General features: G+C 62.0%; 17 protein-coding genes. 7 read left to right on the forward strand and 10 right to left on the reverse strand.

Annotated features, from left to right (window positions below; all coding sequences use genetic code 11):
• Positions 1-54 precede the first annotated feature (54 nt).
• Together QEH68_RS13680 and QEH68_RS13685 are read right to left on the reverse strand one after the other, a co-directional pair.
• Complete coding sequence (locus QEH68_RS13680; protein ID WP_280623129.1) at positions 55-1,365, reverse strand: chromosome partitioning protein; 1,311 nt, start codon at positions 1,363-1,365, stop codon at positions 55-57.
• Positions 1,362-2,006 (reverse strand): SAF domain-containing protein, encoded by a 645-nt coding sequence (locus QEH68_RS13685; RefSeq protein ID WP_280623130.1) that lies wholly within the window; start codon positions 2,004-2,006, stop codon positions 1,362-1,364. Before QEH68_RS13685 ends, QEH68_RS13680 begins: the two co-directional genes overlap by 4 nt.
• 156 nt (positions 2,007-2,162) lie before the next feature.
• Here QEH68_RS13685 and QEH68_RS13690 point away from each other — a divergent pair, with 156 nt between their 5' ends.
• Positions 2,163-2,384, forward strand: coding sequence for a helix-turn-helix domain-containing protein (locus tag QEH68_RS13690; RefSeq protein WP_207594023.1), 222 nt, complete (start codon positions 2,163-2,165; stop codon positions 2,382-2,384).
• A gap of 17 nt (positions 2,385-2,401) precedes the next feature.
• On the opposite strand, the gene QEH68_RS13695 is transcribed toward QEH68_RS13690, so the two are convergent.
• Positions 2,402-2,968 (reverse strand): hypothetical protein, encoded by a 567-nt coding sequence (locus tag QEH68_RS13695; RefSeq protein ID WP_207594024.1) that lies wholly within the window; start codon positions 2,966-2,968, stop codon positions 2,402-2,404.
• A gap of 149 nt (positions 2,969-3,117) precedes the next feature.
• On the opposite strand from QEH68_RS13695, the gene QEH68_RS13700 reads away from it, so the two are divergent.
• Together QEH68_RS13700 and QEH68_RS13705 are read left to right on the forward strand one after the other, a co-directional pair.
• The gene (locus tag QEH68_RS13700; protein WP_207594025.1) at positions 3,118-3,885 is read left to right on the forward strand and encodes a hypothetical protein; all 768 of its coding nucleotides are present in this window, start codon (positions 3,118-3,120) and stop codon (positions 3,883-3,885) included.
• Between the two features lie 151 nt (positions 3,886-4,036).
• Complete coding sequence (locus QEH68_RS13705; protein WP_242703338.1) at positions 4,037-4,459, forward strand: Rv3235 family protein; 423 nt, start codon at positions 4,037-4,039, stop codon at positions 4,457-4,459.
• Positions 4,460-4,594: 135 nt separating this feature from the next.
• Here the strand turns inward: QEH68_RS13705 and secA are convergent, their stop codons facing one another.
• The 7 genes from secA to mtrA all read right to left on the reverse strand — a co-directional run bounded on the left by secA (position 4,595) and on the right by mtrA (position 15,149).
• Positions 4,595-7,336 (reverse strand): preprotein translocase subunit SecA, encoded by a 2,742-nt coding sequence (gene secA, locus QEH68_RS13710; RefSeq protein ID WP_207594027.1) that lies wholly within the window; start codon positions 7,334-7,336, stop codon positions 4,595-4,597.
• Positions 7,337-7,378: 42 nt separating this feature from the next.
• Positions 7,379-8,668, reverse strand: a complete 1,290-nt coding sequence (locus QEH68_RS13715) for a crosslink repair DNA glycosylase YcaQ family protein (RefSeq protein ID WP_280623131.1) — start codon at positions 8,666-8,668, stop codon at positions 7,379-7,381.
• Between the two features lie 29 nt (positions 8,669-8,697).
• The gene (gene raiA, locus QEH68_RS13720) at positions 8,698-9,426 is read right to left on the reverse strand and encodes a ribosome-associated translation inhibitor RaiA (protein WP_207594029.1); all 729 of its coding nucleotides are present in this window, start codon (positions 9,424-9,426) and stop codon (positions 8,698-8,700) included.
• Positions 9,427-9,614: 188 nt separating this feature from the next.
• Positions 9,615-10,673: a phosphoribosyltransferase family protein gene (locus QEH68_RS22535; RefSeq protein WP_348537376.1), complete on the reverse strand. Its 1,059-nt coding sequence runs from the start codon at positions 10,671-10,673 to the stop codon at positions 9,615-9,617.
• Positions 10,674-10,754: 81 nt separating this feature from the next.
• Complete coding sequence (locus QEH68_RS13730) at positions 10,755-12,467, reverse strand: LpqB family beta-propeller domain-containing protein (protein WP_280623132.1); 1,713 nt, start codon at positions 12,465-12,467, stop codon at positions 10,755-10,757.
• Between the two features lie 2 nt (positions 12,468-12,469).
• Positions 12,470-14,275, reverse strand: a complete 1,806-nt coding sequence (gene mtrB, locus QEH68_RS13735; protein ID WP_242703639.1) for an MtrAB system histidine kinase MtrB — start codon at positions 14,273-14,275, stop codon at positions 12,470-12,472.
• Between the two features lie 199 nt (positions 14,276-14,474).
• The gene (gene mtrA, locus QEH68_RS13740) at positions 14,475-15,149 is read right to left on the reverse strand and encodes an MtrAB system response regulator MtrA (RefSeq protein WP_014922244.1); all 675 of its coding nucleotides are present in this window, start codon (positions 15,147-15,149) and stop codon (positions 14,475-14,477) included.
• Positions 15,150-15,598: 449 nt separating this feature from the next.
• On the opposite strand from mtrA, the gene QEH68_RS13745 reads away from it, so the two are divergent.
• From QEH68_RS13745 to QEH68_RS13760, 4 genes are read left to right on the forward strand one after another with little or no spacing between them, the layout of a single operon-like run.
• Complete coding sequence (locus tag QEH68_RS13745) at positions 15,599-16,714, forward strand: hypothetical protein (RefSeq protein ID WP_280623133.1); 1,116 nt, start codon at positions 15,599-15,601, stop codon at positions 16,712-16,714.
• Positions 16,711-17,403, forward strand: coding sequence for a DUF4129 domain-containing protein (locus tag QEH68_RS13750; protein WP_280623134.1), 693 nt, complete (start codon positions 16,711-16,713; stop codon positions 17,401-17,403). Before QEH68_RS13745 ends, QEH68_RS13750 begins: the two co-directional genes overlap by 4 nt.
• Positions 17,400-18,602: a DUF4350 domain-containing protein gene (locus tag QEH68_RS13755; protein ID WP_280623135.1), complete on the forward strand. Its 1,203-nt coding sequence runs from the start codon at positions 17,400-17,402 to the stop codon at positions 18,600-18,602. The genes QEH68_RS13750 and QEH68_RS13755 overlap by 4 nt, the downstream gene beginning before the upstream one ends.
• Entirely contained in the window at positions 18,599-19,714 is a 1,116-nt protein-coding gene (locus tag QEH68_RS13760; protein ID WP_280623136.1) for a MoxR family ATPase, read from the forward strand. Before QEH68_RS13755 ends, QEH68_RS13760 begins: the two co-directional genes overlap by 4 nt.
• The last annotated feature ends 61 nt before the right edge of the window (positions 19,715-19,775 follow it).

Consider the following 19,775-nt stretch of genomic DNA (forward strand, 5'->3'; position numbering starts at 1 on the left):
CAAACGCCTCCATCACATGTTGATTGCTGCGACTCTGCAGCCCACATTTTGAGCCTAGCGCTTAAGCAAGCGGACGGCTCTGGTACTTCGGCCAAAGGAATTTCGTTTTTGCTGGACAGGCGCACAGACCAAGTCTGCTATCGCGATCCGCAGCGCAGATTCAGGCGAAGTTTCAAGGAGGACCGAGCCGGAGAGCAAAGCGGCGTCACAGGCCACTGGATCTGCCGGGAGGTAGGCATCAATCGCCATGCCGGGCCCGTACCGGTCCCAGGCTTCCGCCAGTTGCTGCTTGGGTGCGTGCCCAACGGCCGATCTCTTCACCTTGTTCAGCACCACACGGAGGGATGCTTGTGGAACGGCTGCTTGAAGGTCCGCCAGGCCCCGGACCAGCCTCGGTACTCCGATTGCGTCGGCTGCTCCCACCGCGAACACAACGTCAGCCATTTCCAAACTCCTGAGAGTTGCTGCGTTCCGCCGCGGGGCCATGGTGTCAAAGCTCAGTTCCTCATCTGATTCGAGGCAGAATCCGGTATCAACCACCACAACATCAGATACATGTTTGGCTCGTTCAAGGACCTGCGACAGCGCAGCTGCCCTCAGTTCCGTCCATCGATCCGCGCGTGTCGTCCCAGTCAGCACCCGAAAGGAGCCCTCTTTGGTGTAGACCGGGGTCGCCACGGCCTTCAAAGCACTGGGGTCGAGCATCCCCTGGTCCGCAAGCCTGCAGGCCTGGGCCAGTCCTGCGGCTTCGTCCAACAACCCCAGCACAGCAGAAACACTGGCACCATAACTGTCAGCATCGACGAGGATGACGGATTTACCCTCTGCTGCCAATTCGGCAGCGATGTTGACCGCCAGCAATGTCCTGCCGGGTGACCCTATGGGACCCCACACAGCAAATACCAGGCCTGAACCCTCCGGGGAGTCCTCCACAGTTTCCGGAGCGGGCATCAAAAGTGGTCCGCCTCCCGCATCAGCGAAACCTGCGTCCTGGCCCGCGCCCAGGCGGCCGCGCGCGTGCTCACGACCCACAGCCTCTGATATTTTTTCCGCGAGTGCAGACGGTTCTATTCCGGAAGCCGCCACAACGACTCCGATGGAGTCCAATCGCCCTACTTCGGCCGGGTCATCCGTCAGGGCCACGATCGTAACTCCAACAGCACCAAGCCGATCCACCAAAGTCGTGGTCAATTCCTCGCAGCCCTCGGCGACGACGGCAGCCATGGCAAGGCCGCTTTGGCAGGCAGCCATCAGCTCAGCAAGCTCTGAACAACGGCGAACCACCGTTACCGGACCATGCAGGCCCTCCAGCCCGCCCACTACGGCCTCCTGGGCAGGACCCACAGTGACTACTGGAATACTCATGGGTTGAGGCCCGCAGGGTTCCACACGACGGAGATATTGGCCTTGTTTGCTTGAGCCCCCAACAATTTGGGCATCTGCTCATCCGTCACAAGAACCAGCACTTGAGTGGTCTTCGATGCCCCCAAGGCAGCGGCGCCTGAGACCACCTGGGCGATCTCCGCACCGGGCAGAAGCAGTTGCGGCTCATCGAAGGCTCTGCTCGCACCGGGCAAGGCAACCCAGACATCCACGCGCGCTCCCCCGACCGCTTGGGCAGGAAGTTCCCCTTCCACGGAAATAGCCACCGGCTTCCTGTTCAGGGCATCAGCTTTTCCCAGGCTTTCCTTTGGAACGAGCTGGTTTTTCGCCACCCGCTGCAGGGCTACCCGACCCTCAGCCAAGCCACCCTCCACAGTGACGTACCCGGACTCGACATCATCCAGGCGCACACTGACAATTGAGAGGTCGGCCACGGCGACCACCTGGCCGACTGCGATGTCTTCGCGTGCAGTGTAGACCTGCGTAGTCCTGTCAGCCGATCCAACCAAGGCGATGACGCCGGCAATGGACACAAGCACCAGCAGAATGCCGATGAGAAGCCGCGGGTCCTTCCACGATGGCTTCTTCAGTCTTGCTGCAGCGACCACTGTAACTTGAGCCATGTTTCTGCTACCCCCCGATGAGCTAAAGGCATGGTCGATGGACCCGCCCCCTCATTCTTACCGGCCGTTTCTGCGGGACAAAAGCCATCGACCTCAAAGGGGTCGAAACTGTGGATAAACACACCAAAGGGGAGCCAACGGTGGCAAAATGGTGCCATGCCCCGATTCCTGACTCTGGCGGATGTCGCCGAACAACTCCAAATCAACTCACCACAGGCCTACGCCTTGGTGCGAAGCGGCGAGTTGAAAGCCATCCAGGTAGGAGGTCGTGGACAATGGCGCATCGAGGAGACGATGCTTGAGCAGTACATCCAGGAGCGCTACGCAGAAGCAAGCCGCATGATCCAGGAAGCAAAAACCAAGGCGAACCAGCCCTAGGGGCTGCCCCGGAGGGATTATTCTCCGCCTGCCGAACAAAGGGCTGCAACAGCACTGAACGGGACGGTCATGACTGACGCCACGTTGCCAGCCCGCCGCACTTCACCGTCGCGGACCACAGCAATATCGAAGTGGTCCCTTCCGACCCTGTCGATGACGCCGTTGACCTTGACGCCGCCTCCGGCCCGCGTGCTCAAATGAACAACCACGGCGGACCTGTCCCTGGCCAATGCCCGCAGGACTGAGGCGATCCCCGGCAACTGCCGGACCGTGGACACAGGCTTAAGGGCCAGCCTCCCCAAGCCTTGGAAGGTAAGCACAGCAGCCAAGGGCACCAGCCATTGCCGCGAGCCCTCGGACAACACCAGCCACCCGGCACCCACGCGGCCCAGCACTCCGTGAATAATGTTGCCGTCAGCGAGGAAAAGCTTGAGCCCGGAGCCGGCTGCACCACGGAGGCGATCACCCAGTTCGATCCCCGCAAGCTCCATCCTGGCCCGCTCGGTGATCTCCGATTCCGCCTCCAGGGCACGCTCGGCAGAAAATTGTGCTTCCAAGTCGTCAAAGAGAGAGTCCCATCTCATGTAAGCAGACTAGGCTGCAACATGTAGGCAGGGCGAATAATGCGTGATCAGGCACCCGAATTGGACAGGAAGCCCGGGACGTGCCCACAATAGGCCTAAAGATGTCAAAACGCATCAAAATGCATCAAACGAAGCTTTGGGGGCTTTGAATGGGAAGAACGTTACGGGGCGACGCCTGCCTCGCTGCAACGATTCTGGGGCTGGGGATACTGCTCGTCCAGGTGGGTGGCATGCTCCTTGCCCAGTGGCGGTCAGCCGATCACCATCATCAGAACTTCTCATTTGAGGACCTCCTCGGTATTGTCGCGAACGGCGCCGGCATAGCGCTGGTGGCATGGTGGGTCCTTTCCTTACTGCTTGCCGTCTTCGCGTCGCTGTTGCATCGGAGCGGGCGGGAGAGAGGGGCCAACACCCTTGCCAAGTTCAGCCCTGCCTTTATGCTGCGGCTTGCTGTAGCAGTGGTGAGTGTGAATCTCCTGGGCGTCACCATGGCGCAAGCATCGCCTCCACCCGCCCCCGGCTGGGCACCTACATCTGCGGGTGTGGAAACCTCTCCCCACCCGGAGTGGAGCCCGGAGCCCGCTGCCGGGCCTGTGTCTTCATCACAGACGTCCATGGCCGACACCACAACAGGTAGGGGCGATCCGCGCTGGAAGCCTCAAGCACCCGCACCTGAACCTGGGCTTCTAAGTCGCCCTTCGTCCAGGCAAGAGATCTCCCATGACGACGCCGGCGTCGTCGTGAAGGCAGGAGACTCCCTGTGGTCGCTTGCAGCATCGCGGCTTGGTCCCTTTGCCACGGACGTGGAGGTCGCGCTGATGTGGCCTAAGTGGTATGCCGCAAACCTCACCGTCATCGGCGGCGACCCTTCCGTGTTGACTCCTGGTCAGGTCTTGCGGCCACCCGCACCTGACTGACAGTACGGGTCACCCGACCCTCCGATTTGTCGGCCCACTCAGGGGCCGTATCACCGCACCAAACCAAGTTCAGCGTCATCCCAGCAGAAGCCACCAGAACAGAGTGTCCCCACGCTCCTGTTCATGTAGTGAATGCCTGAGGTGTATGACCATGACCGTTGCGACTGCAAGCCGGCCCGCGGGCCGACAGAGCACCCAACGAACATTGTCCGGCTACGGTTCGAGCGGTTCGGACATCGATGTTCGGCTGGTTGCACGCAGTATTGCGCAGGCAGCTTTGGAAGTCCTGGCCGGAACGCGTGCTGTGAGCCAGCTTTCCCGTTCCCTTGACCCTGACTGCTATGTCGCTCTTCAACATAGGGCGGCCCTCACCCGCAAGCACGCCGCCAGAGTCCGGGGGAACCTGCAACCCCACCGCAGCCCCATGGTCCGCTCCGTTCGAGCCTGCTCCATCTCCGAGGACATTTGCGAGGCAAGCATTGTGGTTGCGGAAGAACTCAGGTGCCGGGCTGTCGCCATGAGGTTGGAACGCTTGGACGGCGTGTGGCGGGTTACGGCCCTGGAGATCGGCTAGACCTGGCGAATCCATCTGCAGACAACAAAAAGGGTGGACTCCGGACTTTTAGTCCGGAGTCCACCCTTTTGAGTTACAGATATTCGTGCCTGGCAGACCACTGAAATGGCTATCGGCCCGCCGTACGGTGTTGGGTCAGCGACGCTTCTTTTTAGCCGGCTTACGCTGCTCCTGGGCCGCTGCCTTCGCTGGGTTGCCGGATCGACCGGAAGCGCGGCCTTCGATGCGTGTTTGGGTAGCACCATCTTCGCCAGGGGCCGTGTACTGCAACTGGGCCGGCTTTTCCGGTGCCTGCAGACCCGCCGCCCGGATCTGGGGTTCATGATGTTCGGTATGCGCCCCAGCGGCGGTATCGTCGGCCACAACAACGTCTTCGGCGGGTGTTACCTCCACCTCCAGGTTGTAGAGGAAGCCGATGCTCTCTTCTCGGATGGCTTCCATCATGCTCTGGAACATCACAAAACCCTCGCGCTGGTACTCCACCAGGGGATCGCGCTGGGCCATCGCCCGGAGACCAATACCCTCCTTGAGGTAATCCATCTCATAGAGATGTTCCTGCCATTTCCGCCCCAGAACAGAAAGCACAACACGACGTTCGAGCTCGCGCATGCTCTCAGAGCCAATGGCCTCCTCGCGGGCCTGGTACACCAGCCGGGCATCCGAGAGGATCTCCTCTTTCAGGAACTCGGCAGTGACGCGTGACTTTCCGCCGGCTTCCTCAATGATTTCATCGGGCGTCACGGTTGCCGGGTACAACGTCTTCAGATTGGCCCAGAGCTGGTTGAAGTCCCAATCGTCCCCCGTTCCCTCTGCAGTGGCAGCCTCGATGAGGGCGTTGATGGTGTCTTCAAGGAAGTACTGGACCTTCTCGTGAAGGTCGTCGCCTTCAAGGATGCGACGGCGGTCGCCATAGATCGCTTCACGCTGCCGGTTAAGGACGTCGTCGTACTTGAGAACGTTCTTACGCTGTTCGGCGTTGCGCCCTTCCACCTGGCCCTGCGCCGACGCGATGGCGCGGGAGACGAGCTTGGATTCAAGGGCAACATCATCCGGGACCGAACTGTTCATGAGACGTTCGGCCGCACCTGAGTTGAACAACCTCATGAGGTCGTCCGTCAGCGACAGGTAGAAGCGCGATTCGCCCGGGTCACCCTGGCGCCCTGAACGGCCTCGCAACTGGTTGTCGATCCGGCGGGACTCGTGTCGCTCGGTACCCAGGACGTATAGCCCGCCAAGGTCCAAGACCTCTTCGTGTTCATCTTTGACCGCCTGCTTGGCTGCCGAAAGGGCCTCGGGCCAAGCGGCCTCGTACTCTTCCGAGTTCTCCTCGGGATCGAGCCCTCGCTTTGCCAGCTCTGCAATGGCGGTGAACTCGGCGTTTCCGCCAAGCATGATGTCAGTACCACGACCGGCCATGTTGGTGGCAACAGTGACGGCACCTTTTCGTCCGGCCTGCGCCACGATGGACGCTTCACGTGCGTGGTTCTTGGCGTTCAGTACTTCGTGCCGGATACCTTCCTTGGCCAGCAGCTTGGAGAGATACTCGCTCTTCTCAACGCTGGTGGTGCCGACCAGCACAGGTTGGCCCTTCTCGTGCCTTTCGGCGATGTCCTGGACCACGGCGTCGAACTTCACGACTTCGTTCTTGTAGACAAGGTCCGGCTGGTCGATGCGCTGCATGTCACGGTTGGTGGGGATCGGGACGACACCCAGCTTGTAGGTGCTCATGAATTCCGCGGCCTCAGTCTCGGCCGTGCCGGTCATGCCGGCAAGCTTCGAGTACATGCGGAAGTAGTTCTGCAAGGTCACGGTGGCGAGAGTCTGGTTCTCCGCCTTGATCTCGACATTTTCCTTGGCCTCAATGGCCTGGTGCATGCCTTCGTTGTAGCGGCGGCCGGCCAGGATACGGCCAGTGTGTTCGTCAACAATCAGCACCTCGCCGTCGAGGATGACGTAATCCTTGTCCCGCTTGAACAGTTCCTTCGCCTTAATGGCGTTGTTGAGGAAGCCGATCAAAGGCGTGTTGGCGGATTCGTAGAGGTTTTGGATTCCGAGGTAGTCCTCCACCTTTTCGATACCAGCTTCGAGAACGCCTACGGTGCGCTTCTTTTCATCCACCTCGTAGTCGACTTCGGGCTGCAGGCGGAGCACGACTTTGGCGAATTCGCTGTACCAGCGGTTGGTGTCGCCCTGGGCAGGACCGGAAATGATGAGCGGCGTACGGGCTTCATCGATCAGGATGGAGTCGACCTCATCCACGATCGCGAAATTGTGGCCGCGCTGAACCAGTTCGCTGCCATCCCAGGCCATGTTGTCGCGCAGGTAGTCGAAGCCGAATTCGTTGTTGGTTCCGTAGGTAATGTCCGCAGCGTACTGCTGTCGGCGGACCGCAGGATCCTGATTCGACAGAATGCAACCGCTGGTAAGTCCCAGGAACCTGTAAACCCGGCCCATCAGCTCGGACTGGTATTCGGCGAGGTAGTCGTTGACGGTGACGACGTGGACACCCTTGCCCGCCAGCGCGTTCAGGTACGCGGGGGCAGTAGCTACGAGGGTCTTACCCTCACCGGTTTTCATTTCTGCGATGTTGCCCAGGTGGAGTGCGGCACCGCCCATCAGCTGGACATCGAAATGGCGCATGCCCAAGGTGCGGGAGGAGGCTTCCCGGACAGCGGCGAATGCTTCCGGGAGGAGAGCTTCCAGAGTCTCGCCGTCCTGGTGACGGGACCGGAGATGGTCCGTCTCCTCACGGAGTTCGGCGTCCGTGAAGGACTTGAAGGAGTCTTCCAGGGCATTGATGGAATCGGCATAGTTCCGCAATTGCTTGAGTGTCTTTTTGTCACCCGTGCGGAGAAGTTTTTCGATTAGTGATGCCACGTGAAATTGCTCCCAGTCTCATGCTGCCGAATTCTGGCTGTTTCAGTCTACGGGAGAGACCAGCGCCACGTGGCCGCGTTCCCCTCTGAGCGGACTGTCCGCATGCAGCGGCCCGCCCCGGCCATCAGCGCGGTCCGCGACAGCTTGGGTAAGAACGCCGGCGAGGTCCCCCACGGGCCACACCACTACCTCCTGCAGCCTGAGCCAGGCGCACATGAGTTCCAGTTCGGCAGCAAGCTCGACGGCGGTATCCGCCGGAGCGCCAACCTCCGCGAACGCCGAACGCACCAGGAGCTGGCCGGACGCACGGTCAGCCTTCAAGTCCACTCTTGCCACGACACCATCCCTGAGGAGGAATGGGAGAACGTAGTAGCCGAACTGACGCTTGGCCGCGGGGGTGTAGATCTCAATCCGGTAGTGGAAGCCGAACAGTTCCTCAAGACGCCGTCGCTCAAAGACCAGCGAGTCGAACGGGCTCAGCAGTGCACGCCCGACGGCCCTGCGTGGAATCCTGGCATTGACGTGTTTGTAGGTTTCCCTGTCCCAACCACGCACAGAGACCGGATGAAGGCGCCCTGCACGGACCAATCGCTGGACCGAGTCCGCTCCGGCTTTCAGGGGCGTACGGAAGTAGTCGGAAAAGCAGCGTACAGTGCCGATGCCATGTGCTTGGGCGGCCGCGTCCATCAGGCGGTCGAGCGCTTCTTCGGGAGTGCCCCCGGGCTGTGCCATGGCAGGAACAACCTTGGAGGTCAGGGTGTACTTGCGTTCGAATTGCTGTGTGCGTGAGGCGGCAGAAATCCGTCCCTGTTCAAACAGATGTTCAAGGACCCGCTTAACGATGTTCCAATTCCATCCCCAGTTGCCACGGTCAGCTTCCTCATTGTGTCCGAGCTCGGCCGTCAGTTCCGAGGCCGTCATGGGTCGTCCGGCTGTGAGTGCAGCAAGAATACGGCCTTCCATGTCCTGACGGACAAGGGGCTCAAGGTTGTGGGCGCCCACCCAGCCCCGCTTTTGCCACACCAGGAGGTCATGAAAGTGCTCCGGGCGGATAAAGCTTGCCTCGTGTGCCCAGTACTCCATCATCCTGCGGGGTTTCCGCCCGGCCATGGCATGGAGGATGCGGGGGTCGTAGTCACCCAGACGGGAGAAGAACGGCAGGTAGTGGCTTCGTGCCACCACGTTCACGGAGTCGATTTGGACAAGCTGGAGTTGGGCAAAGGTCCGGCCCACCGCCCGTGATGTCACGGGGCCGGCGGGCCGGGTCTTTGCCAATCCTTGAGCTGCCAATGCGATCCGCCGTGCCTGTGACAGGCTCAGCGAAGCGGTCATGGAAGTCCCTTCATGCAGGAAAAGTGGGCCTACTTGGCGGTGGAAGCCTCATCATCGGAACGGTAAGCGTGGATCTTCTCTTCCACAGCCTCCTCGCCCGGTTCGCAGGTGGAGTCGAGGGTGATTACTCCGTAGGTCCAGCCATTGCGCCTGTAGACAACCGACGGCGCGTTGGTTTCCTTGTCCAGGAAAAGGTAGAAGTTGTGGCCAACGAGTTCCATATTGTCCACAGCGTCATCCAGTGTCAGGGAAGCTGCGGGGAAGACTTTCCGGCGGATCAGCACGGGTGAATCGCCTGCCGGAATATCGTTCTCGATCTCATAAGGAGAACGCTCGTCTGCGGTGGGAACGGATTCCTGGTGGTTGCTCGCCTCGACGTAGAGTGGTTCGCTCGCGCTCGCTGGCTCGAGTGTTGCGGTGGCCTCCCGCACGGCTTTCGGCGTGTGGCGTCCGTGGTGCACCTTTTTCCGGTCTTTCGCACGGCGAAGCCTCTCAAGAAGCTTGTTGTACGCGAGATCGAAGGCAGCGAATTTGTCAGCGGCTGTCGCCTCGGCACGGATGACGGGGCCGCGGCCCAGGACTGTCACTTCTACGGTGAGCTGGCCTGGCGTCTGGCGCGGGTTGGTTTCCTTGGAAACCTTTGCGTCGACTCGCTGGACCTTATCCCCCAGCGATTCAATCTTTGAGATTTTCTCGCCGGCGTATTCGCGAAAGCGGTCAGAAACTGTGAGATTTCGTCCGCTGATCATGAACTCCATGGTGCCCTCCAAATAACTCAGGTGACACGACAACGACGCTGGTGGGGGCTAGTCTGACGGACAGTCGAGCCCCTTTCCGAGCCGCTATCGACAGGTACATCTGTTCTTGGTACCCACAACCGACGTTAGTTCATCGCCACGCGTTATTCATCCTTTAGTCACTTATTTTTTGATTGAGTCTTAAGGACTTAACAGGGATCGCGCCTTGCACTGTTGAAAGCATAGGCTGGTGGCCTCGTGGCCGCGAGGACAACAGCCCCGCAGACCACTCCCCCCGCGGTTTCCACCGCCCTCATCGCTTCTGCAAGGGTGGCCCCGGTAGTGAGGACATCGTCCACGAGAATGCATCTCCTGCCCCTGATCTCTTTGCGGAATCGGCTTCTCACGCGCATGGATCCGCGGACCCTGCTGGCCCGCGCACCTCGTCCCAGTCCTTTTTGCCCTGCGCCGGAGCCCCCTGTCCCCTTACCGGCGAGAGAATCGGCGGCCCGGGCAAGCAGGGTCTTGATGGAATCCCTGCTGATGTAGGCTGCCGGCGAACCGCGCCTCTTCTCAAGCGCGTCAAAGCTTGGGCATTCCGGCACCATGCCCCGCATCCGCAGGCAGAAAAGCAACAGGTGCAGCGGACTGAATCCCCGCATGCGGTACGCCCGGCCGCTGGTAGGAATTGGTACAAGGCATAATCCGGATTTGCCTCCGATGGCCCGTTCGACCGCTTTGCCCAGACATGGCGCCAAGACCCCGGCCAAGCGCCACTGGCCGAAGCGTTTAAAGGACAGGAGGCACTGTGCCAGCTCATCACGGTATGGGCCCGCGGCCACCACCCCGATCCTCGCTGTGCCATCCGTCTCCACCAATGCGGGCGATTCCCGTTCTGCGCGGAAGGGTTGGCTGCAGAGTTGGCGGACGCGCTTGGCGCAGCCGCCACATAACACGGTGTCCTCCGCTGAACAGCAGACACAATCCACCGGGACCAGCAGTCCCAGCAGATCGACAGCCGTACCCTGGAGCACCACCAGCAACCGGCCGAGCCCCCGTCGGTCCGGACCACGACGACGGGCCCGTACGGGATCCACCGGGTGGAGGTCCGGGTCGCGTACCCGCAGAGGCGGCCGCCCGCGTGTCCCTATATTGGGTTGGGGAGCAGCACCCTGGTCAGAGCCTCTCCCGACGACGGCGCCTGCCCCAACGACAGAGTCAGTCCCAGTCCCAATGCCTGGCGCTGTCCCCGTATCTGCTCTGATCATGTTGCAAGCCTGCGCGGACGCAGGCCAGGCTGGAAGCCACGTTGCACCCTATGTGGACATCCGGCACGATTTGACGGCAGCCTATCCGGGGAAGGCGGGTTCCGTGGGCCCTTTGAGTTGGAGCTCCCATCCGTTCCCGACCCGTTGGAACACCCCGGCCTCGGACTGCCCATAAATCTGCTCGGAGCCGTTCCCGGCACTGAGACTGGTCAGGCCGTCCCAAGGGGCCAATTGCTGCGGCTCGCCCGATTCGAGCGAAAGCAGCTCAGGAACCACGGTTCCTGTCGCCGATCCGGACATCACAGCCACTGTGGAACTGTTGACCCAAACTCCCTGGTCAGCGGATCCGGTGCTGACCAATGTGATGGGCGATGTGAGGTCCTTGGGGACGCCGTCGGCATTCCGGACTATTCCGGTGATCTGCACCGTTGACTTTCCGTTTGCTGCAGAAATGACCAGCGCCCTGGTCCCTTCCCTGGAAACCCTGAAGTCCTTCACGGTCCGCCCGGACAGCCAGGCAGGGGTGATGGTGACATTGGGAACGGCCATGCCAGGTGCAATGCCCGTCGGTTTGAAGGCCACCACTTCGGCAGCCCCGTTGGCGCCCGGCCCTGCGGTCCATACCCAGTCGTGTGGGCTGAATGATGGCCCCGTGAGCGTGCTCCTGGTAGTCAGCTGGCGCGCGGGCTGCCCGGGTTCGATTGCATACAGAGTTGTCTTGTCACCATTGAGGAACGCGGCCGTTTGGGACACGGGGGACTCAGCCGGCGAGTGGGGACCCAATCCGGACACGGGTTGTATGTCCGGAAGCGGAGTCATCCGGTTGTTCTCATACCGCACCAAGTCGCCGTTGCTCACGGCAATCTGGCGTGCCGGAACGCTCTTGTCCACTACGGGAGGCAACACGGTGCCGTTGTCCTCAACCCGTACCAGGTCCTGATCCGCCCGCAGTTGGACGTTGATGACATCGGGCTGGTCACGGAAAGTCAATGCCAATTGGTTCTGCATCCTTTGGCGGTCCTCCGCCGAGGCATCAAACAGTTCTTTGGCAGAGAGGTCCACCTGTGCAGATCCGGACACGACCGGAACGGATTCCCGTGCGAGTTTCATGCCGGAAGGAAAGGCGCTGACAACTGCCCCCCGGAGGTACGGAGCAGGGCCGGCCAGCACGGCAGAAGTCATGGACTTGACCGTGTTCTTCTTGATGAACCAACGGTAGTCGGGCACGGCGTAGGTAAATGTGGGGTCGTAGAAGTAGATGGGGAAGGCCCCATAAATCACCTTGAACGTCTCTTCCGGTATGGCCGTCCCGTCGGGCACCTTGGAAATCCGCCATTGGCCTTCCACCTGCTCAAGAGTCAGCGGAATGGTCTCCTTGGTACCCGGCGGGAATTGCGTTGCCACGCCATCGGCATCCACCGAATAGGCGAGGTCCAATTCGTAGAGGTACTCGTTCTCCCCCGCTGCCTTGACTACCTGCGCCTCGCGAAAAACGATGGCTCGCTTGTCTGGTTTCCAGGTGACGGACTGTGCCTGCGTCAGGTACTGGCGGGCAACAGGGTAATCGTCCTCATAACCGCTGCCTGCCATGTAGAAGTCCTCGATCACAGTCTCCGGACTCGAACCCGCGCGCGGGGCCGCCGGAAAGAAGACCGGCGCATTGGGATTGCCTGCTCCCTCATCCTTGCTCTTGCCTACAGGACCGGACCGTGGAATCTGCGCACAGGAAGCCAGCAACACCATCAGCACCGCCAGCACTGCCACAACCGCCCGTGAACGCCGGAGACTTACCATGTTCAGTCCCCCTCCCCGAATGAGCCGTCATCAGCCGCAGCTTTTCCTGCAGCGGAGTGGGACGATTGCGGGGCACTTCCGGACTCTGTACCCAGGATGAGCATGTGCCGCTCACTTGCGGTGCCGGGGAATTCGATGTCAGCAGGTTCAAGCTGAAGCGGTGATTTCACGATGGTGCCACCTTGGCGAAGGGGCAGGGTCAACCGGAAATTGGAACCGGCCCCCTTGCGCCCCCAAGCCTGAAGCCAGCCGTTGTGCAGTTTGGTGTCCTCGGCGGCGATGGAGAGGCCCAAGCCGCTGCCGCCGGTGGTCCGGGCGCGTGCAGGATCTGCACGCCAGAATCGGTCGAAAACCCTTGCAGCCTCTGCCTGGGTCATTCCGATGCCGTGGTCCCTCACGGAGACTGCCACAGCGTCGTGGTTGGCCGCCACGGATATGTGAATCGGTTTGCCTTCTCCATGTTCCAGGGCGTTGAGCAGCAAATTACGGAGGATCCGGTCAATCCTCCGGGAGTCCATTTCCACCACGATGCTCTTTTGCCGGGCGTTCAGCCTAACCTCTGAGCCGTACTCTGCGGCGACAGGCGCGGCGCCGTCCATGACGTGGGAGATGACTTGGAAAATGTCCTGGGGTTCTGCATCCAAAACAGCTGCCCCGGCGTCGAAGCGGGAAATCTCCAGCAGGTCGGAAAGCAACGACTGAAAGCGCTCAACCTGGTGGTAAAGCAGCTCAGCAGACCGTTTGTTCATGGGGTCAAAGTCGTCACGGGCGTCGAAGAGGACCTCGGCAGCCATTCGGACAGTGGTGAGCGGCGTCCGCAGTTCATGCGAGACATCGGAAACAAACCGCTGCTGCATCTGCGACAAAGTGGCCAGTTGGGTGATCTGCTCTTGGAGGCTGGCAGCCATATGGTTGAACGAGGCGCCCAATCTCGCGACCTCGTCCTCGCCCTTGACCACCATGCGCTCCTGGAGCTGTCCTGCCGCAAGCTTTTCGGAGACCACGGCGGCGTGGCTGACAGGACTGACCACATTGCGTGTGACGTACCAGGCGATCGCCCCGATCATGAGGACCAGCGCTGCCCCGCCTGCCCAGAGGACGTTCTGGATTTCGTCCAACGTCTGCTGGGCGGTATTGAGGTCGTAGATGAGGTACAGCTCATAGGACGTGCCATTGAACGTCACCATGTTTCCGACCGCTATGCCGGGGCGGTCCTCATTACCGACGGGGAACTGGGTGGAGGCCCAGAACTGCTGCTTGCCGCCTTCCTGGACGGCCTTCCGCAACTCCGGCGGGATAACCCGGACCGTCAGTTGATCGGATGCACGTGACTCGACCCAGCGGTTGCGGGGCTTGGTCTGTTCAGGTTTCGCTTCGAAGACGTAGCGGCGTTGGATGACCGAACCGCGACCTTCAACGGCGGTCAAGGTGTCGTAAACCAGGGTGATGACGCTGGACTGATCGGTGACCTGCGCGCCGTCGAACGTGTCTTGAACCTGCTTGACGTTGTAGCGCGACTCGGATTCCGCTTGGGCCAGACGTTCCTGGAAAAGGTTGTTCGCGATCTGGTTGGACAGGTAGGCGCCCACGATTGCGAAGGATGTCACCGCCAGCAGCAAGGTGGTGAGGACTGTCCGGAACTCCAGTGAGCGCCGCCAGCGCCGGAGCACTGAGCGCCAGAGGTAGCGAATTCCCGGCCTGATCTGCCGGATGCCGAGGGATACCAGCCGGGAAACCCGAAGAACCAGGATGAGTCCGCGCCGCGTCCAGATCCTCGCCCGGGTAATAATCCACGGAAGGGTCCGCATGCTCCGTACCGGTGGCCCGGAGGACGCCGTTTGCTCCGGGGACCGTGAGGCGGACTCCCCACCGGACGGATCGGGGGACGGGGCAAGCGCCGGTTCGGAGGTCGTTGACTCAGCCGGTGTCATCTGGTGGACACCGGCCCCGTCCTGCCCCTGAGTATCAGGGCCCTCTCCTGCCGCGCCGGTCTTGCCGACCGGGGACTCAGGAACCTGCTTTATATCCGACACCACGCACCGTCAAAACGACCTCGGGCGCCTCCGGGTCGCGTTCAATCTTGGAGCGCAGACGCTGGACGTGGACATTGACCAACCGCGTGTCCGCGGCATGGCGGTAGCCCCAAACCTGCTCAAGGAGGAGTTCGCGGGTAAAGACCTGCCAAGGCTTCCGCGCCAGTGCCACCAGGAGATCGAACTCCAGGGGAGTCAGGGAAATCCGCTCGCCGCCGCGGGTGACCAAGTGGCCGGCGACGTCGATGGTCACGTCGGCAATGCGCAGGGTTTCGGGGGCCTTCTGATCACCCGGGCGGAGCCGCGCACGAACACGCGCCACAAGCTCGGCGGGCTTAAAGGGCTTGGGCACGTAATCGTCGGCACCGGATTCAAGCCCCCGGACCACGTCGGAAGTATCGGACTTTGCCGTGAGCATAACGATGGGGACGTCGGACTCGCCGCGGATTTGCCGGCACACCTCGATGCCGTCGGAGCCCGGCAGCATGAGGTCCAGGAGCACCAAGTCCGGCTTGGAAGAACGGAAGACCTCCAGGGCCTGGCCGCCATCTGCGCAGAACACCGGCTCGAAGCCATCATTGCGCAAGACGATGCCAATCATCTCTGCGAGCGCTTCGTCGTCGTCAACTACCAGAATGCGTGCCTTCATAGTTATATATTCCCTTATCACCAAGTCTTTGTCCCGTTGGGCACGGCGCACGGCATGGCGCCCCAAGGGCAACTTCCACCGTACTGCACAACAGTGGCGGCCCATCTGCCATGGCTGGCCGGGCGTCAGGCTATGAGGGACGACGGCGGGACTATAGGCTGGGTGCCAAGGTCCGTATGGGGGACGTCGGATGCCGGCGCGCCGGGTCTTATGGGGAGGATATCGTGTCACAGCCAGAGCATGGCCACCATCCATCGCCGGGCAATCAGCCCGGGTGGGGCAACCAGCCGCAGTGGGGCAACCAGCCGCAGTGGGGCGGTCCCCCGGCATGGGCAGCTCCCCAGAGCGGTGGACCATATGGCCAGGGTCAACCGGCACCCGGTTGGCCACCGGTGCCTCCTTATGGACAACCCCTCTACGTCGCTCCCCCCAAGCCGGGCATAATTCCCTTGCGTCCACTGCAATTCGGCGAGATCCTGGATGGTTCGTTCCAGACAATCCGTCGCAATGCCGCTTCCATGTTTGGATCAGCACTGATCGTACAAGCACTCGGTGCGGTGTTCATCGGGATCGTCACAGTGGGCATGTTCCAGCTGTCAATGTCCTTTGAATCCGTCAGCACTGAGGCGGAATTCACCGAAGCCATGGGTCCCTTCTTGGCCATCATGGCCGGCACTTTGGGTGTCTCGGTCCTGATCGGTTTCCTTGGTTCGGTCCTTCAAGGTGTCCTGGTGGTGCCGGTGGCGCGCTCGGTCCTCAACCGGCGCACAGGCTTCAAGCAGATGTGGAAACTTGCCGGCCGAAAGATCTGGCCGCTGCTGGGCGTTGCACTCCTGCTGACACTCGGCGGGCTTTTGGCAGCAACTGCGGTGGTGGGGATTGCGGTGCTGTTGTTCACTGCCATGGGTCCCGGAGCCCTGCTCCTTGTCTTGCCTCTGGGCCTTGGATCGGTAGTGGCCTTCGTCTGGATCGGACTGAAGGTGATGCTGGCCCCCGCCGCGATCGTGGTTGAGCGGACAGGTGTCTACGGCGGACTTCTCAGGTCCTGGCAGCTGACCAGGAACAACTGGTGGCGGATCTTCGGCATCACCCTTGTGGTCGCCATCATGGTGGGCGTCATCGCCCAGATTGTCCAGATCCCGGCTTCCCTGGCAGCGGCGGCCATTGGCGAGGTGGTTACTCCCCACCCGGACGCTGAGTCGGTTGCTTCCACCCTGGTGATCACCACTGTGATTTCTTCAGCGATCGGCGCTCTGGTGGGGTCCGTGACGTTCGCTTTCCAAGCCTCGGTGTTCGCCTTGATCTATATGGATCTGCGGATGCGCCGGGATGGTTTGGACGTTGAGCTGATGCAACTGATGGAAACCGGCGCCGATCCTGATGGCGTGCCGGGCGGCCCGCCAGCCCAAGCCGGAAATTCGGCGCAACCCGCAAACCCGGCGCAACCCGGATACCCGTCGGCCACCCTCCAAAATCCGCCGACCCAGCCCCAAGCCCCCATGTGGCCGCCGAACGGCGGGCAGTTCCCGTCTGCGCCTCCGTCCGGGCCACGGCCGCCGGCATGACCCTGAGGCTGTTGGATGCATCCACCACCGTGGCTGCCATGGAACCGCCCGTAACGCCGGACCGCGAGGAAGGTCGGCGCTGGGCGGCCGAAGAACTCTCCAAACCCCAATACCCGGACGCCCAACCTCCTTGGCTGGAGCAGTTGTGGCGCGATTTCCTCGACTGGTTGTCGTCTTTGGATGGCGACGGCATGGGCCAGGGACCAGACCTAGCTGTTCCACTGATGATCGCTGTGGCGATTGCGATCATCATCGCTGCGGTTGTTGTGGTCCGGCCCAGGTTGAATGCTCGCCGAAAAGCCGCTGCAGTGGACATCTATGGGGATGACGACAGTGTGGATTCGGAAGGCTACCGGAGGCGTGCGGCAACCGCGGCCGACCACGGCAACTGGCCGGCCGCCGTCGTCGACCAGTTCCGGGCGCTGGTCCGTTCCGCGGAGGAGCGTGACATCATTGACCCGCGCGCCGGGCGGACAGCTGACGAAGCGGCAGGCCAGCTTGGACAGGTGTTCGGCGCCGCGCAGTTCCGGCTGGATGCAGCCGCCCGCCTTTTTGACGCTGTGCGCTATGGCGAGCAGGGTGCAACAGCGACTGACTACGAGGATGTTCGCGGACTCGATGCCGACCTGCTGGAGATGAAGCCAGACTTTTCCGGACAGGCACACACCGGATTCGCGGTGCCGAAATGACCACATCCATGGCGAAGGACACCATGGTCCAAGGCGAAGCCGCTGCCCTCCAGCAGCCCGCCGGCAAAGGTTTTCGCGTCTGGTTCCGGAAACATCTGGCATGGATCCTCATTGGCGCACTCTTGGCCGGCTTAGTGACCTACTTGGTCGTCTCGAGTGTCTCGGGCGCCAAGGATCCGCGGCCGCTGTCCTCCCGGAATCCGGCCCCGGATGGCGCCATGGCCTTGGCCGAAATACTGGGGCGCCACGGCGTGGCAGTGACAGCTACGGACACCCTGGCGGAGACCATGGATGCCTTGGCCGACCGGGATAACGCCACGGTCCTCCTCTACGACCCCCGCGGCTTCCTCGACCGGGCACAGTTGGAAGGCATCACCGATGCCGCGGACCACGTGGTGCTGGTCAGTCCGCGCCTCAGGACCCTCAACGCACTGGAGCAGGACTTCAGGCCCGGCGGCGTGGTTCCTGAATCAGCGAAGAGTCTCGAACCCCGCTGCGACCAGGACGATGCCGCAGCGGCGGGCACGGTCTCGGCCCAGGGCTTCATCTATTCAGGACCCGTAGTTTGCTACCCAGCCGCGGGGACGGCCTCGGGTCTCTATGCGGCATCCGGCGACGGCCGGGTGGTGGTCCTTGGCAGTACGGATGTGGTTGACAACCAGCACCTCGCCTCAGAGGGCAACGCAGCCCTCGCGCTCCGCACCTTGGGCAAGGATCAAAACCTTGTCTGGTACTTGCCCGGAGTTGGTGACCTCAGCGCGACGGATTCAACACCTACCCTGAACGAGTTGGCGCCCCGGTGGTTGGCGTTTGTGGGGCCGTGGCTGGGAATCGTGGCGCTCCTAGCCATCGTTTGGCGGGGTCGACGCCTTGGCCCGCTGGTTTTTGAGCCGCTTCCCGTTGTGGTGAAGGCTGCTGAGACCGCAGAAGGCAGGGCGCGTCTCTATCAGGACTCACGGGCAGTGGGGCGCGCGGCCGAGAACCTCCGGGCGGGCACGTTGGCCCGCTTGGCGCGGCACTTCAACCTCGGGGCGGATGCCACCCCGGAGGCAATTGTGGACGCCTCAGCCAGACATGTGGAGCGGCCCGCTTCAGAAGTCAGGTCGGTGCTGCTCGATATCCGGCCGGAGAACGAAGGACAACTGGTGCAATGGGCACAACAGATCGAACGAATCGAACAGGAGGCGACCGCCCGATGAGCAGCCAGCCGAACAGCTACACAGACAGCAACAGCCAACCCACCGGTGGTGTCCCGCCCCAGCAGGATGTCCGCCACCAGGATGTGCCCCACCAGGGCTTGCCGCAGCAGGCTGTGCCGCAAGGAGGCGATCCCTCAGGGAACGGGCACCGCTCTGCGCCGGAGGACCCCGCCCGGCAGTCGCTGCTGAACGTCCGCGCCGAAGTGGGCAAAGCCGTAGTAGGCCAGGATCCTACCGTCACCGGTATGCTCATTGCGCTGCTCTGCGGGGGCCACGTCCTCTTGGAGGGTGTCCCAGGCGTGGCCAAGACCCTGTTGGTGAGGGCGTTGTCCACGGCTTTGAGCCTGGATACCAAACGTGTCCAGTTCACCCCCGACCTCATGCCGGGTGACGTCACAGGATCGTTGGTCTATGATTCCCACACGTCGGAGTTCACTTTCCGCGAAGGCCCCGTCTTCACCAACATCATGCTCGCGGATGAAATCAACCGCACCCCTCCGAAGACCCAGGCGTCCCTCCTGGAAGCCATGGAAGAGCGCCAGGTTTCCGTGGATGGCGTCTCCCGCCCGCTACCGAGCCCGTTCATCGTGGCGGCGACGCAGAACCCCGTGGAGTATGAAGGCACATATCCCCTCCCCGAGGCTCAACTTGACCGGTTCCTCCTCAAACTGACCATGCCTTTGCCCGGAAGGGCCGAGGAAATCGAGGTCATCCGGCGCCACGCAAGCGGCTTCGATCCGAGGAACCTTGCCGCAGCCGGTGTGCGTCCGGTGGCCGGCGCTGCTGAGCTTTCCGCCGCCCAGGCCGCAGTAGCCCACGTAGCAGTGGCCCCGGAAATCCTGGCGTACATCGTTGACGTTGTCCGTGCCACCAGGTCCGCGCCGTCCTTCCACCTCGGGGTCTCCCCCCGTGGTGCCACAGCGCTGCTCAATACGTCCAAGGCCTGGGCCTGGTTGTCCGGTCGGACTTTTGTCACCCCGGACGACGTCAAGGCTTTGTCTTTGCCATGCCTGCGGCACCGCGTTGGCCTTCGACCGGAAGCCCAGATGGACGGCATCCAGGTGGATGATGTCCTCGGCAGCATCCTGGCGTCCGTTCCGGTGCCGCGGTGAGTTCGGGCTTGCAGGTGGGTTCGGGCGCACGGATGACTTCCGACGCGGGCTTGACCGAGGC

The organism is Paenarthrobacter sp. OM7, assembly GCF_029873575.1.
GTDB lineage: Bacteria > Actinomycetota > Actinomycetes > Actinomycetales > Micrococcaceae > Arthrobacter.